This window comes from Piscinibacter sp. PDB1-1, assembly GCF_056675995.1.
Genome location: NZ_JBWVZJ010000002.1, coordinates 872,567 through 886,158, shown reverse-complemented (window position 1 = coordinate 886,158; position 13,592 = coordinate 872,567). Strand labels below are relative to the sequence as shown.

The 13,592-nt window shown below is 65.0% G+C and carries 15 protein-coding genes and 4 tRNA genes; 17 read left to right on the top strand and 2 right to left on the bottom strand.

The window, feature by feature from the left end:
• Window positions 1–16: 16 nt before the first annotated feature.
• Entirely contained in the window at window positions 17–1,111 is a 1,095-nt protein-coding gene (locus AC1KAR_RS15905; protein ID WP_480319369.1) for a lactonase family protein, read from the bottom strand.
• A 282-nt stretch (window positions 1,112–1,393) separates the two neighbouring features.
• Between AC1KAR_RS15905 and gph the strand changes: the two genes are divergently transcribed.
• On the top strand, window positions 1,394–2,062 hold the full coding sequence (gene gph, locus AC1KAR_RS15900; RefSeq protein ID WP_480319367.1) for a phosphoglycolate phosphatase: 669 nt from the start codon (window positions 1,394–1,396) through the stop codon (window positions 2,060–2,062).
• A gap of 9 nt (window positions 2,063–2,071) precedes the next feature.
• Here the strand turns inward: gph and AC1KAR_RS15895 are convergent, their stop codons facing one another.
• Window positions 2,072–2,689 carry a chalcone isomerase family protein gene (locus AC1KAR_RS15895; RefSeq protein WP_480319365.1) on the bottom strand — a complete coding sequence of 206 codons (618 nt, stop codon included), beginning with the start codon at window positions 2,687–2,689 and terminating at the stop codon, window positions 2,072–2,074.
• A gap of 395 nt (window positions 2,690–3,084) precedes the next feature.
• Here AC1KAR_RS15895 and trpE point away from each other — a divergent pair, with 395 nt between their 5' ends.
• The 16 genes from trpE (at window position 3,085) to rplJ (ending at window position 13,574) form a co-directional block, all read left to right on the top strand.
• A complete protein-coding gene (trpE, locus tag AC1KAR_RS15890) occupies window positions 3,085–4,569 on the top strand; it encodes an anthranilate synthase component I (protein ID WP_480319363.1) in 1,485 nt (494 codons plus the stop codon).
• A gap of 1 nt (window position 4,570) precedes the next feature.
• The gene (locus AC1KAR_RS15885) at window positions 4,571–5,155 is read left to right on the top strand and encodes an aminodeoxychorismate/anthranilate synthase component II (RefSeq protein ID WP_480319361.1); all 585 of its coding nucleotides are present in this window, start codon (window positions 4,571–4,573) and stop codon (window positions 5,153–5,155) included.
• Entirely contained in the window at window positions 5,152–6,162 is a 1,011-nt protein-coding gene (gene ltaE, locus AC1KAR_RS15880) for a low-specificity L-threonine aldolase (RefSeq protein ID WP_480319359.1), read from the top strand. Before AC1KAR_RS15885 ends, ltaE begins: the two co-directional genes overlap by 4 nt.
• A gap of 12 nt (window positions 6,163–6,174) precedes the next feature.
• Window positions 6,175–7,212, top strand: a complete 1,038-nt coding sequence (gene trpD, locus AC1KAR_RS15875; protein WP_480319357.1) for an anthranilate phosphoribosyltransferase — start codon at window positions 6,175–6,177, stop codon at window positions 7,210–7,212.
• 2 nt (window positions 7,213–7,214) lie between these two features.
• On the top strand, window positions 7,215–8,003 hold the full coding sequence (trpC, locus tag AC1KAR_RS15870; RefSeq protein WP_480319355.1) for an indole-3-glycerol phosphate synthase TrpC: 789 nt from the start codon (window positions 7,215–7,217) through the stop codon (window positions 8,001–8,003).
• Complete coding sequence (locus AC1KAR_RS15865) at window positions 8,000–8,668, top strand: uracil-DNA glycosylase (protein WP_480319353.1); 669 nt, start codon at window positions 8,000–8,002, stop codon at window positions 8,666–8,668. The genes trpC and AC1KAR_RS15865 overlap by 4 nt, the downstream gene beginning before the upstream one ends.
• Before the next feature lie 44 nt (window positions 8,669–8,712).
• Window positions 8,713–8,798: transfer RNA gene (locus AC1KAR_RS15860), tRNA-Tyr, on the top strand.
• 74 nt (window positions 8,799–8,872) lie between these two features.
• Window positions 8,873–8,946, top strand: a tRNA-Gly gene (locus AC1KAR_RS15855).
• 65 nt (window positions 8,947–9,011) lie between these two features.
• Window positions 9,012–9,086 (top strand) — tRNA-Thr (locus tag AC1KAR_RS15850).
• A gap of 46 nt (window positions 9,087–9,132) precedes the next feature.
• Window positions 9,133–10,323 (top strand): elongation factor Tu, encoded by a 1,191-nt coding sequence (tuf, locus tag AC1KAR_RS15845; RefSeq protein ID WP_480319329.1) that lies wholly within the window; start codon window positions 9,133–9,135, stop codon window positions 10,321–10,323.
• A 24-nt stretch (window positions 10,324–10,347) separates the two neighbouring features.
• Window positions 10,348–10,423: transfer RNA gene (locus AC1KAR_RS15840), tRNA-Trp, on the top strand.
• A 104-nt stretch (window positions 10,424–10,527) separates the two neighbouring features.
• Complete coding sequence (gene secE, locus AC1KAR_RS15835; protein ID WP_480319351.1) at window positions 10,528–10,911, top strand: preprotein translocase subunit SecE; 384 nt, start codon at window positions 10,528–10,530, stop codon at window positions 10,909–10,911.
• A 10-nt stretch (window positions 10,912–10,921) separates the two neighbouring features.
• Window positions 10,922–11,512 (top strand): transcription termination/antitermination protein NusG, encoded by a 591-nt coding sequence (gene nusG / locus AC1KAR_RS15830; RefSeq protein ID WP_480319349.1) that lies wholly within the window; start codon window positions 10,922–10,924, stop codon window positions 11,510–11,512.
• Between the two features lie 145 nt (window positions 11,513–11,657).
• Window positions 11,658–12,089 carry a 50S ribosomal protein L11 gene (rplK, locus tag AC1KAR_RS15825; RefSeq protein ID WP_480319347.1) on the top strand — a complete coding sequence of 144 codons (432 nt, stop codon included), beginning with the start codon at window positions 11,658–11,660 and terminating at the stop codon, window positions 12,087–12,089.
• Between the two features lie 2 nt (window positions 12,090–12,091).
• Window positions 12,092–12,799 (top strand): 50S ribosomal protein L1, encoded by a 708-nt coding sequence (gene rplA / locus AC1KAR_RS15820; protein ID WP_480319345.1) that lies wholly within the window; start codon window positions 12,092–12,094, stop codon window positions 12,797–12,799.
• Between the two features lie 259 nt (window positions 12,800–13,058).
• Complete coding sequence (gene rplJ / locus AC1KAR_RS15815; protein WP_480319343.1) at window positions 13,059–13,574, top strand: 50S ribosomal protein L10; 516 nt, start codon at window positions 13,059–13,061, stop codon at window positions 13,572–13,574.
• The last annotated feature ends 18 nt before the right edge of the window (window positions 13,575–13,592 follow it).

Below are 13,592 nucleotides of genomic sequence, written 5' to 3'. Positions count from 1 at the left end.
CGGGGTGAGATGGTGTTCAGGGCAGGTCGACGATCTCGACCCAATTCGGGTTCTTGCCCACGGCGAAGCGGCTGCCGGCGCCGAGCTTGCCGGTGGCCGGGTCGATCGGGTGCACGGTCACGCTGTGCGACTCCTGGCCGGACGAAATCAGGAAGCGCCCGCTCGAATCGATGGCAAAGCCACGTGGCGTCTTCTCGGTGGGCGTCTGGCCCAGAGACTCCAGCGTGCCCTTCTCGGCGTCGACCTTGTAGGTGGTGATCGTGCTCGAACGGCGCTCCGATGCATAGAGAAAGCGCCCATCCGGCGTGAGGTGGATGTCGGCCGCCCAGGGCTTGCCGTCGCTGAAACCGGCCGGCAAGGCGGTGGTGCGCTGCAGGTGCTGCAGGGTGCCGCGCGCGGCGTCCCAGCGGAAGACGTCGAGCGATGCGTCGAGTTCATTCAGCAGGTAGACGTGGCGCTGTGCCTTGTCCCACACGAAATGGCGTGCCCCGGACTTGGCCGCGACCGTCGCAAGCGGCGGGTCGTTGGGTGTCAGCCGCCCCTTGGCGGCGTCGAACTGCCACACCGAGACGTTGTCGCCACCGAGGCTCGTGGCCAGTACGTAGCGGTTGGCGGCATCGGCGTGGATCGCATGCGCGTTCGGGGTGGTGGGAATCAGCTGCTCGATGGCTCCCACCACACCCTTGTCGTCGATCTTGTTGACCGTGATCTTGTGGCCCGGGTACGAGGCCGCGAAGAGCCAGCGGCCTGTGGCGTCGACATCGATGTTGGCCATGCTGTCGGCCAGCGGTGCTTCGCCCAGCTTCTTCAGCTTGCCGCTGGCCGGGTCGATCGCCAGGCTGACCACGCGAAAGGGCTGCGAGCGCAGCGCTGCGTAGAGCACGCGGCGGTCGGGGCTGAGCGCCAGGGGCATCACCATGCCATCCACCGGCACCGTCTCGACCGGCTTGAGCTGGCCGGCGCTGCGGTCGAGCTCGAGCACCGAGATGTCTCGGCTGTCGGCATTGGCCACATACACAAAGGTGGCCGCCTGCGCGGCGCCGAGCAGCGCCCACAGAGAGGCGGCAATCGCGGCCGCGCCCAGGCTGCGGCGGATAGGGAAGGGGTGCATCGGGTGGTTCTCCGGCATGAATCAGGCAAGTTGTCAGACGTCTGACGACAAGGCCGGGAGCATCGATCTCCGTTCAGCGTCCGTCAAGGTCTGGTTTCCCCGGTGCTTTGGGTGCGTAGAACCACGGAATGCAAAAACCGTTGCCGGGACTAGGCATGCGCAGCGAGGGCCTGGGCCCCTGTGTTGTCGTACAACATGGGCAGCCCACCCCGTGGCTGGTGTCGACCGCAGAGTTGGGTTCTACTTCGCGCCCTGCTCCCCTCGCGCCTGCCGCACCCTGCCTTGGCCACCACGACCCTGCCTCGACTCGACCGCCTGCAAGCGGCCATCATCGACCTCGACGGAACGATGGTGGACACCCTGGGTGATTTCGACTTCGCCCTCAACGCCATGCTGCGCGACCTGGGCCTGGCATCGGTCGATCGCGCATTCATCGAGCTGACCGTGGGCAAGGGATCGGAGCACCTGATCCGCCGCACACTGGCGCACGTGGCTGCGCCGGCGGATCGCTATGAAGCGGCCTGGGCGCGCTATCAGCACCACTACCTGCAGATCAACGGCGACTGCTCGGAGGTCTACCCGGGTGTGGTCGAAGGGTTGGAGGCCCTGCGCGGGCGCGGCCTGAAGCTGGCCTGCCTGACCAACAAGCCCGCGGCCTTCGCACGCCCGCTGCTCGAGAAGAAGGGGCTGGCGGCTTACTTCGATCAGGTCTTCGGCGGCGATGCGTTCGAGCGCAAGAAGCCCGACCCGTTGCCGCTCATCAAGACCTGCGAGGCGCTAGGCACGGCCCCGGCGCGCACCTTGATGGTGGGCGACTCCAGCAACGACGCCCAGGCGGCCCGCGCCGCGGGGTGCCCGGTCGTGCTGGTGAGCTACGGCTTCAACCACGGCGAGCCGGTCACCGGCGTCGATTCCGATGGCGTGATCGACCGGCTCGACGCGCTCGCCTGACGGCGACGCTCAGTTCGGGATCGAGCTGTTGCCTTGCTGGGCGCTCTTGCCGAGCAGGGCGTCCTTGAGGTTCGCGTCGGCGGGCGACTGACCCAGCCAGATCTTGACCAGGGCCGAGAAGAACTCGGGCTCCTTGATCGGGTCGGTCGACGACTTGCCGTTGATCATGATCACGGTGCCCACGCCCGGGGTGAAGTCGACCGAGAACGAATCGCCAGCGTTCAGCTTCTTCTTCTGGAAGAACAGCTCGCTCAGCTTGAGCGTGCCCGACACCGACTTCGAGAACTCGTCGCGCGGCGCGTTGTCTTCCATGCCTCGCGTGAAGAGCTTGCCGAGTTCATTGGCATTGATCTCGCGCAGCATCACGATGTGGATGCGCTTCGGCCCGGGCGTGGCGAGCACGGCTTCGGTCGTGCTGGCCTTCTTGGTCAGGTACAGGCCGGCGGTGTAGACCTTGAAGATCGCCTTGTAGCGAACGCCCGCGCCATTGAGCACCAGCGGCGTGTTGGCCACCTGCGCGGTGGGTTCGTACTTCACGCCGCCCACCTCGACGGGCTGGGCCTGGGCGAGCGATGCGGCGCCTGCAAGCAGGGCGGCCAGAGTGACGGTGAGCAATTGGCGGATCAAGGTCGTCTCCAGAGGCTGGCGCGCGATCTCTCGCTGCGCGAATGGCGTCGATGTCGCACGAGTGTGCGCAAACTGCGATTGTCGCAAGTTGCTGTCGCGCTTGTCTGTGAACGTTTCCCGGCGGGCGCTCGCTGCGTTGCAGCAAGAGGCCTGCTGCTACACTTTTTGGATGTTCATCGCGCGCAAACAAACCAAAGGGTCGAACGACCGGGGAGCATGGCCCTGGCGTAGCCGGCCTGCGCAGGTTTAGTTTGCCGCCGGTGATGCACGTTCCTTCCTGACGAGCGTTGCGCGCCCCGGCTCCACCGGTCGCCCCCGCGGGTGGCCGACCGTCTGAATCAATCACCAAGCGAGCCGCGCACCCAGGCTCGCCGGGCCGTGGAGGGCCCTGCAACGTGATCACCGAACTTGAGTTCAAGAGCCTCGCCGCCGAAGGCTACAACCGCATCCCGCTGATGGCCGAGGCCTTCGCGGACCTCGAAACCCCCCTCTCGCTCTACCTCAAGCTGGCCTATGCCGCGGGCAGCGGCAAACACAGCTTCCTGCTCGAATCCGTGGTCGGCGGCGAGCGTTTCGGGCGCTACTCCTTCATTGGTTTGCCGGCGCGCACGCTGCTGCGCGCCACCGGCTTCCACACCGAGGTGGTGACCGACGGCCAGATCGTCGAAAGCCACGAGGGCAACCCGCTCGACTTCATCGCCGAGTACCAGAAGCGCTTCAAGGTGGCCCTGCGCCCCGGCATGCCGCGCTTTTGCGGCGGCCTGGCCGGCTACTTCGGCTACGACGCGGTGCGCTACATGGAGCACAAGCTCGCGGGCGTGCACAAGCCGGGCGGCATCGACACGCCCGACTTGCTGCTGCTGCAGTGCGAAGAGCTGGCGGTGATCGACAACCTGTCGGGCCGGCTCTACCTGATCGTCTACGCCGATCCGGGTCAGCCCGAGGCCTACTTCCGCGGCAAGCGCCGCCTGGCCGAACTCACCGACAAGCTCAAGTACAGCGTGACCGCGCCGCCGGTGAAGCGCGGCAGCTCGCACACGGTGGAGCGAGAGTTCGCGAAAGACGACTACATCGCCGCCGTGCTCAAGGCCAAGGAATACATCGCCGCCGGCGACATGATGCAGGTGCAGGTGGGCCAGCGGCTGCAGAAGCGCTACACCGAATCGCCGCTCAGCCTGTACCGCGCGCTGCGCTCGCTGAACCCGTCGCCGTACATGTACTTCTACGACATGGGCGACTTCCAGATCGTCGGCGCCTCGCCCGAGATCCTGGTGCGCCAGGAGCACACGCCCGAGGGCCAGAAGATCACCATTCGACCGCTCGCCGGCACGCGCCCGCGCGGCGCCACGCCCGAACAGGACAAGGCGCTCGAAGAAGAGCTCAGCGCCGACCCGAAAGAGCGCGCCGAGCACGTGATGCTGATCGACCTGGCGCGCAACGACATCGGCCGCATCGCCAAGACCGGCAGCGTGAAGGTGACCGATGCCTTCGTGATCGAGCGCTACTCGCACGTGATGCACATCGTGAGCAACGTCGAGGGCCTGTTGAAAGACGGCATGACCAGCCTCGACGTGCTCAAGGCCACCTTCCCGGCCGGCACGCTGACCGGCGCGCCCAAGGTGCGGGCGATGGAGATCATCGACGAGCTGGAGCCCGTCAAGCGCGGCATCTATGGCGGGGCCTGCGGCTACCTGAGCTTCGCCGGCGACATGGACGTGGCGATCGCGATCCGCACCGGCATCGTCAAGGACAACACGCTGTACGTGCAGGCCGCGGCCGGCGTGGTGGCCGATTCGGTGCCCGAGCTGGAATGGAAGGAAACCGAAGCCAAGGCGCGCGCGCTGCTTCGCGCTGCCGAACTCGTCGAGGAGGGCTTCTGACATGCTGCTCATGATCGACAACTACGACAGCTTCACGTTCAACCTGGTGCAGTACTTCGCCGAGCTGGGCGAAGACGTGCGCGTGTTCCGCAACGACGAGATCACGCTCGAAGGCATCAGCGAGTTGAAGCCCGCCAAGCTGGTGCTGTCGCCCGGCCCGTGTTCGCCCGCCGAAGCCGGCATCTGCGTCAGTGCGATTCAGCACTTCACCGGCAAGCTGCCCCTGCTCGGCGTGTGCCTGGGCCACCAGGCGATCGGTGCGGCGCTGGGCGGCAAGATCATCCGCGCCAAGACGCAGATGCACGGCAAGACCGACGTCATCACGACCGACCGGCGCGGTGTTTACGCCGACCTGCCGGAGCAGTTCACCGTCATCCGCTACCACTCGCTGGTGATCGAGCGCGCCACGTTGCCGCGCGAGCTGGAGATCACCTCCACCTCGCAAGACGACGAGATCATGGGTGTGCGCCACACCGAACTCGCAGGCACCAAGACGCCGCTCGAAGGCGTGCAGTTCCATCCCGAGTCCATCCTCACCGAGCATGGGCACGCGATGCTGAAGAACTTCCTGGATCTGCGGCCGTGAAGATCATTGATCTGCGCAGCGACACGGTCACACGGCCGACCGCTGCCATGCGTGAGGCGATGGCGCGCGCCGAGGTCGGTGACGATGTGTTCGGCGACGACCCTGCCGTCAACGCACTCCAGGAGCGCATCGCGTCGATGCTCGGCAAGGAAGCGGCGCTCTTCGTGCCCAGCGGCACGCAGAGCAACCTGATTGCCATCATGAGCCACTGCGCGCGTGGCGACGAATACATCGTCGGCCAGATGGCGCACACCTACCGCTGGGAGGCCGGTGGCGCGGCGGTGCTGGGCAGCGTGCAGCCGCAACCGCTGGAACACCAGTCTGACGGCACGCTCGCGCTGCGCGACATCGAGGCCGCCATCAAGCCCGACGACGCGCACTTCGCCCGCTCGCGCCTGCTGTGTCTGGAGAACACGCTCGGCGGCAAGGCTCTGCCAATGAGCTACATGGCCGACGCCACCGCTCTCGCGCGGAGCCGCGGCCTGGCGACCCATCTCGACGGGGCTCGCGTCTTCAACGCGGCCGCGGCACTGGGCGCCCCCGTGCGCGAGATCGCACGGCATTTCGACACCGTGTCCGTGTGTTTCTCCAAGGGGCTGGGAGCCCCCGTGGGCTCGGCCCTGTGCGGCCCGCAGGCGCTGATCAAGAGCGCGCACCGCTGGCGCAAGATGCTCGGGGGCGGCATGCGGCAGGCGGGGGTGCTCGCGGCTGCGGCGCTGCATGCGCTCGACCACCATGTCGATCGCCTGGCAAATGATCACGCGCTCGCACGGCGCTTGGCGCAAGGGCTTGCCGGCTTGCCGGGGCTCACGGTCGAGACGCCGCAGACCAACATGGTGTTTGCCGATCTGACGGGCGATCGCGCCGCCGGCCTGCTGCCCTATCTGAAGTCGCACGGCGTGCTGGCCACCGGCCTGTACCGCCTGCGATTCGTGACCCATCTCGATGTCGATGCGCAGGGCGTGGACCATGCCATCGCCGCCGTTCGCGACTACCTGACTGCCTGAAGAAGACGTGACATGACGATCACCAACACCGAAGCCCTGGCCCGCGTCATCGAGCACCGCGAGATCTTCCACGACGAGATGCTCGCGCTGATGCGCCGCATCATGAGCGGCGAGATGTCGCCGGTGATGATCGCCGCGCTCATGCTGGGCCTGCGCGTCAAGAAGGAATCCATCGGCGAGATCGCGGCTGCCGCGCAGGTCATGCGCGAGTTCGCCACGCCGGTGCAGGTGGCCGACAAGACCCACCTCGTCGACCTGTGTGGCACGGGCGGCGACGGAGCGCACACCTTCAACATCTCCACTGCCGCGATGTTCGTCGCCGCCGCGGCCGGCGCGCGCGTGGCCAAGCATGGCGGGCGCAGCGTGTCGTCGAGTACCGGCAGCGCCGATGTGATGGAGGCGCTGGGCGCCAACGTCGACCTCAACGCCGACCAAGTGGCGCAATGCCTCGAGCAGACCGGCATCGGGTTCATGTTCGCGCCCAATCACCATGCGTCGATGAAGCACGCCGCGCCGGTTCGCAAGGAGTTGGGCGTGCGCACCCTGTTCAACATCCTCGGCCCGCTGACCAACCCGGCGAATGCGCCCAATCAGCTCATGGGCGTATTCCACGCCGACCTCGTCGGCATCCAGGTGCGCGTGCTGCAGCGCCTGGGGTCCGAGCATGTGATGGTGGTGTTCGGCATGAACGGCATGGACGAGATCTCGCTGTCCGGCGAGACGCTGATCGGCGAGTTGAGGAACGGTGAGGTGCGCGAATACGTCGTGCACCCCAGCGACTTCGGCATGCCGGTCTACGACACGCGCGTGCTCAAGGTGGCCAACAAGGCAGAGTCGGTGCAGTGCATCCAGCGCGCATTTGCCAACGAAGACGGGCCGGTCCGTGACATCGTGCTGCTCAACGCCGGCGCAGCCCTGTATTGCGCCAACGTGGCGAGTTCGGTGTCCGACGGCGTGAAGCGCGCGAGAGAGGCTGTCGCCTCCGGCGGGGCGCTCACGAAGCTCAGCCAGTACGTTGCCGCGACACAGCAGTTCAGCAAGGCGGCGTGAGCATGAGCGACATCCTGAACAAGATCGTGGCCGTCAAGCGCGAAGAGATCGCCGCGGCCAGCGCTCGACGAGATCTGGCCTCGGTGCGTCGCGATGCCGAGGCGCGCACCGACGTGCGAGGCTTCATCGATGCCCTGCGCGGCAAGGTGGCATCCGGGCGCGCGGCGGTGATCGCCGAGGTGAAGAAGGCCAGCCCGAGCAAAGGTGTGCTGCGCGAGCACTTCGTGCCCTCGGAGATCGCCGCCAGCTACGAGCGCCACGGCGCGGCCTGCCTGAGCGTGCTGACCGATGTGCAGTTCTTCCAGGGCGCCACCGCCTACCTGGAGCAGGCGCGTGCGGCCTGCGCGCTGCCCGTCCTGCGCAAGGATTTCATGGTCGATGCTTACCAGGTGTTCGAGGCCCGTGCGATGGGCGCCGATTGCATCCTGCTGATCGCCGCGTGTCTCGACGACGAGCAGATGGCTGACCTCGAGGCGCAAGCCCATGCCCTGGGCATGGCCGTGCTGGTCGAGGTGCATGACGGTGCCGAGCTCGATCGCGCCTTGCGGCTGAAGACGCCCCTGCTGGGCATCAACAACCGCAACCTGCGCAGCTTCGAGGTCACGCTGGACACGACGCTCGATCTGCTGCCTCGTGTGCCAGCCGACCGCCTGCTGGTGACCGAAAGCGGCATCCTCGATCGCTCGGATGTGCGCCGCATGCGCGATGCGCAGGTGAACGGCTTTCTCGTCGGCGAAGCTTTCATGCGGGCGCCCGACCCTGGCGCGGCGCTCGCACAACTCTTCGCATGACGGCGGACGACCTGCCGGCAGCGTTCGCGTCGCTGCCCGAGGCCTGGCGCGCGGTGCTCCCAGGGTGGACGCCCGCCGCGCAGGCCCGTGTCATCGAGCAAGTGAAGGCGGTGTCGGGCGATCGCGAGATCGCGCCTTCAGACCCCTTTCGTGCCCTGCGCCTTGTCTCGCCCGATCAGGCCAAGGTCGTGATCTTCGGGCAGGACCCCTATCCGACCGCCGGCCATGCCGACGGCCTGGCCTTCTCGGCCGGGCATGGGCGGCCCCGCTCGCTGGCGCGCATTTTCGAGATCCTGGCGGCGGACCGCCCCGGCTGGCGCCCTCCGGACGTGTGGAAGCTCGACGCCTGGGCGCAGCAAGGTGTGCTCCTGTTGAACCCGACGCTCACGGTCGAGGTAGGCCAGGCAGGCAGCCACCTGAAGACAAGTTGGCTTGCGCTCACATCCGAAATTGTTTCGGTGCTGTGTGGCAGGCCGAATCTGCTGACGTTCCTCTTGTGGGGTGGGAAGGCTCAGCAGTTCCTCGCCAAGACAGCGCTCCCGCAAGGCGTTTCGCCGCGGGTGCTGACCACTCGCCACCCCTCGTACGACATCCGAAAGCAGTTCATGGCCGAGGGCAGTCACTTCATCGCCACGCAGGAATTGGTTGACTGGTGGAGCCTGTGAAGTCGGATTCCCGAAATTTGATGCTATAGTCCCGGGTTCGCTTTGGAGGGGTGCCCGAGTGGCTAAAGGGGGCAGACTGTAAATCTGTTGGCTTACGCCTACGCTGGTTCGAATCCAGCCTCCTCCACCAAAGCGAAACAAATTCGAAAGCAAGTTGAATCCCCTGAAGACCTCGGCTGGGTTGTGGTCGGAAGGGGCTCCCGAGCGGGAGTAGTTCAATGGTAGAACCCTAGCCTTCCAAGCTAATGACGCGGGTTCGATTCCCGTCTCCCGCTCCAGTGGCAGGTCGCCAGTGGTTTGCGAATCAAGTCGCAAACCAGTGTCGATCAGGCATTACAGATCGGCCCATGTGGCTCAGTGGTAGAGCACTCCCTTGGTAAGGGAGAGGTCACGCGTTCGATCCGCGTCATGGGCACCAAGGTTTTCTTCAGCACTGTCAATCTCGACCGCTAGGAGCGCGAAAAATGGCAAAAGGCAAATTTGAACGTACCAAGCCGCACGTGAACGTGGGGACGATTGGTCACGTGGACCATGGCAAGACGACGCTGACGGCGGCGATCACGACGGTGCTGTCGACCAAGTTCGGCGGCGAAGCCAAGGCGTACGACCAGATCGACGCGGCGCCCGAAGAAAAGGCGCGCGGCATCACCATCAACACCGCGCACGTCGAGTACGAGACCCAGAACCGCCACTACGCGCACGTTGACTGCCCCGGCCACGCCGACTACGTCAAGAACATGATCACCGGTGCGGCCCAGATGGACGGCGCCATCCTCGTGTGCTCCGCCGCTGACGGCCCCATGCCCCAGACCCGCGAGCACATCCTGCTGGCCCGTCAGGTCGGCGTGAAGTACATCATCGTCTTCCTCAACAAGTGCGACATGGTCGACGACGCCGAGCTCCTCGAGCTCGTCGAGATGGAAGTGCGCGAACTCCTCAGCAAGTACGACTTCCCCGGTGACGACACCCCTATCGTCAAGGGTTCGGCCAAGCTCGCCCTCGAAGGCGACAAGGGCGACCTCGGCGAGAAGGCCATCCTGAGCCTGGCCGACGCACTCGACAGCTACATCCCCACGCCGGACCGCGCCATCGACGGCGCCTTCCTGATGCCCGTCGAAGACGTGTTCTCCATCTCCGGGCGCGGCACCGTCGTGACCGGTCGTGTCGAGCGCGGCATCGTCAAGGTCGGTGAAGAAATCGAAATCGTCGGCATCAAGGCCACGCAAAAGACCACCTGCACCGGCGTCGAAATGTTCCGCAAGCTGCTCGACCAAGGTCAGGCAGGCGACAACGTCGGCATCCTGCTGCGCGGCACCAAGCGCGAAGACGTCGAGCGCGGCCAAGTGCTGTGCAAGCCCGGCTCCATCAAGCCGCACACCCACTTCACCGCCGAGATCTACGTTCTCAGCAAGGAAGAGGGCGGTCGCCACACCCCGTTCTTCAACAACTACCGTCCCCAGTTCTACTTCCGCACGACGGACGTGACCGGTGCCGTCGAGTTGCCCAAGGACAAGGAAATGGTCATGCCTGGCGACAACGTCAGCATCACCGTCAAGCTGATCGCCCCGATCGCCATGGAAGAAGGCCTGCGCTTCGCCATCCGCGAAGGTGGTCGCACCGTCGGCTCGGGCGTCGTCGCCAAGATCCTGGAGTAAGTCTGAGTTTTCGCTGAAAGCCACAGGGGTATAGCTCAATTGGCAGAGCGCTGGTCTCCAAAACCAGAGGTTGTAGGTTCGATTCCTACTGCCCCTGCCAAGCCCGCACGGTGAACCAAAGCCGGCGGGCTTTGCTGCTGAAAGGCGGCATCGGTTTCTGAGCTCTGAAACCGGCGCCGATCAAGCGAGCAACACGCAATCAATATGGCCAATCCGCAAATCGAAACTGTTTCAACGGGCGCTGACAAGGCGAAGCTCGCCCTGGCCGGCATCCTGGTGATTGCTGCGGTGGCGGCGTTCTATGTGCTCGCCAAGCAGGACATGTGGCTGCGCGTTGTCGCGCTGCTGGTCTTGCTGCTGGCCGCGGTGGGCGCCTTCTTTACCTCCGAGCCCGGCAAGGAATTGATCGCCTTCGGCCGTGATTCGGTCCGGGAGGTGCGCAAGGTCGTCTGGCCCTCCCGCAAGGAAGCCACCCAGATGACGCTCTATGTGTTCGCCTTCGTGGTCGTGATGGCGTTGTTTCTGTGGTTGACCGACAAGACTCTGGAGTGGGTGCTGTACGACCTGGTCCTGGGCTGGAGGCGTTGAGGTAAACCTGATGAGCGAACAGCAAACCGCAAGCGATGACGTGACCCCCGCCACCGTGGCGCCGGCATCCAACAAGCGTTGGTATGTCGTGCACGCCTATTCGGGCATGGAGAAGGCGGTGGAGCGCAACCTGCGCGAGCGCATCGACCGCTCGGGCATGCAAGACAAGTTCGGCCGGATCCTGGTGCCGATGGAAGAGGTTGTCGAGCTCAAGAATGGCAAGAAGGCCGTCACCGAGCGCCGCTTCTTCCCTGGCTATGTGCTGGTCGAGATGGAAATGGCCGACGACACTTGGCATTTGGTCAAGCACACCAGCAAGGTGACCGGCTTTGTCGGTGGTGCGAAGAACCGCCCGGCGCCGATCTCCGAGGCCGAGGTGATGAAGATCGTCACCCAGATGCAAGAGGGCGTCGAGAAGCCGCGGCCTAAGGTCGAGTGGTCGGTCGGTGAGTTGGTGCGCGTCAAGGAAGGCCCGTTCACCGACTTCAATGGCGCCGTCGAAGACGTCAACTACGACAAGTCGAAGGTGCGTGTGTCCGTGACCATCTTCGGTCGCGCCACGCCAGTCGAGTTGGACTTCGCGCAGGTCGAGAAGATCTGAAGCCCGGGTGGCGGCTTGGCGTTTACGCGCCGAAGCCACTCCGTTGCTGCCGGTGACGAGACACCGGTACGAGGAGCCAAGGTAACCAGCCCTTGGCGTTTGAACTCAAGGCCCAAGCAGTTGTTGGGTCTCGTAGGAGAGAAACATGGCAAAGAAGATTGTCGGCTTCATCAAGCTGCAAGTCCCGGCGGGTAAAGCCAACCCGTCCCCCCCGATCGGTCCGGCGCTGGGTCAGCGCGGGCTGAACATCATGGAGTTCTGCAAGGCGTTCAACGCGCAGACCCAAGGCATGGAACCCGGTCTCGTGCTGCCGGTGGTGATCACCGCGTTCGCGGACAAATCGTTCACCTTCGTTCTGAAGAGCCCGCCCGCATCGGTGCTCATCAAAAAATCGCTCAAGCTCGACAAGGGTTCGGCGAAGCCGCACACCGACAAGGTGGGCAAGCTGTCGCGCGCCCAAGCCGAAGAAATTGCCAAGATCAAGATCAAGGACCTCACCGGTGCCGATCTTGACGCTGCCGTTCGCACGGTAGCTGGTACCGCCCGCTCGATGGGCGTGACTGTGGAAGGGTTCTGAACATGGCCAAGCTGACCAAACGCCAGAAGGCGCTCGCCGGCAAGGTGGAGACCACCAAGCTGTACGCGATCGACAGCGCACTTGCCATCGTCAAGGAATGTGCCACCGCCAAGTTCGATGAATCGATCGATGTGGCGGTGCAACTCGGCATTGATGCCAAGAAGTCGGACCAGGTGGTTCGCGGCGCCGTCGTGCTGCCCAACGGCACCGGCAAGACCAAGCGTGTCGCCGTGTTCGCCCAAGGTGCCAAGGCTGAGGAAGCCAAGGCCGCCGGCGCCGACATCGTCGGCATGGACGACCTCGCCGAGCAGATCAAGGCGGGCAACATGGACTTCGACATCGTGATCGCATCGCCCGACACGATGCGTATCGTCGGTACGCTCGGCCAAGTGCTCGGCCCGCGTGGCCTGATGCCGAACCCGAAGGTCGGTACCGTGACCCCGGACGTCGCACAAGCCGTGCGCAACGCCAAGGCCGGCCAAGTGCAATTCCGTGTCGACAAGGCGGGCATCGTGCACGGCACGATTGGCCGTCGCTCGTTCGACACCGACAAGCTGATCGGCAACCTGCGCGCCCTGATCGAAGCCCTGAACAAGGCCAAGCCAGCCACGAGCAAGGGCGTCTATCTGCGCAAGGTGGCGGTGTCGTCGACGATGGGTGTGGGTGCCCGCGTGGACGTGGCGTCCATCAACGCAACGGCGCAGGCCTGAAGCAATTGAGGGTCGGCGCGAGTCTGGCGCCGATCTGAAGAGTTTGGTGGGCTGGTGAGGCGAAAGCCAAGTCAGGTCATCCAAGACCGCAGGTGCAGCCCTGGCTGCTTAATCGACGAGAGGGTGCCAAGCCCGATCCGAAACCCGCGCAGATGGCGGTCCCGCTGGAATGGAATCCTGATTCCTGGACAGAGGTCGCTGCATTGTGGTGTGTCCGGAGGCGGTAACGCCGAAGGGCACGTGATGTGAGGAGTAGACCTTGAGTCTCAATCGCAACGAGAAAGCAACCGTGGTGACGGATGTGGCGGCCCAGGCGGCCAAGTCGCAGACGTTGACGCTGGCTGAATACCGTGGCCTCACCGTGGCTCACCTCGACGTGCTGCGCAAGCAAGCGCGCGAAAAGGGCGTGTACCTTCATGTTCTGAAGAACACCCTGGCTCGCCGTGCTGTGGCTGGCACCCCGTTCGAAGTGGTCGCGGAGAGCATGGTCGGCCCGCTGATCTATGGTTTCTCCGAAGACGCCGTTGCTTCGGCCAAAGTCATCGCCGACTTTGCCAAGGGCAACGACAAGCTGGTCATCAAGGGTGGTGCTTTCGGTGGCAAGGCGCTGAACGCCGACGGGGTCAAGGCCCTGGCGTCCGTGCCGAGCAAGGAAGTCCTGCTGACCCAAGTGGCCGGCCTGCTGCAATCGCCTATCGCCCGCTTCGCGCGCGCGCTCGGCGCCGTGGCTGCGAAGAAGGGTGGCGGTGCTGAAGAAGCGCCCGCCGCAGCCTGATTCGCCTCGGACGAAACT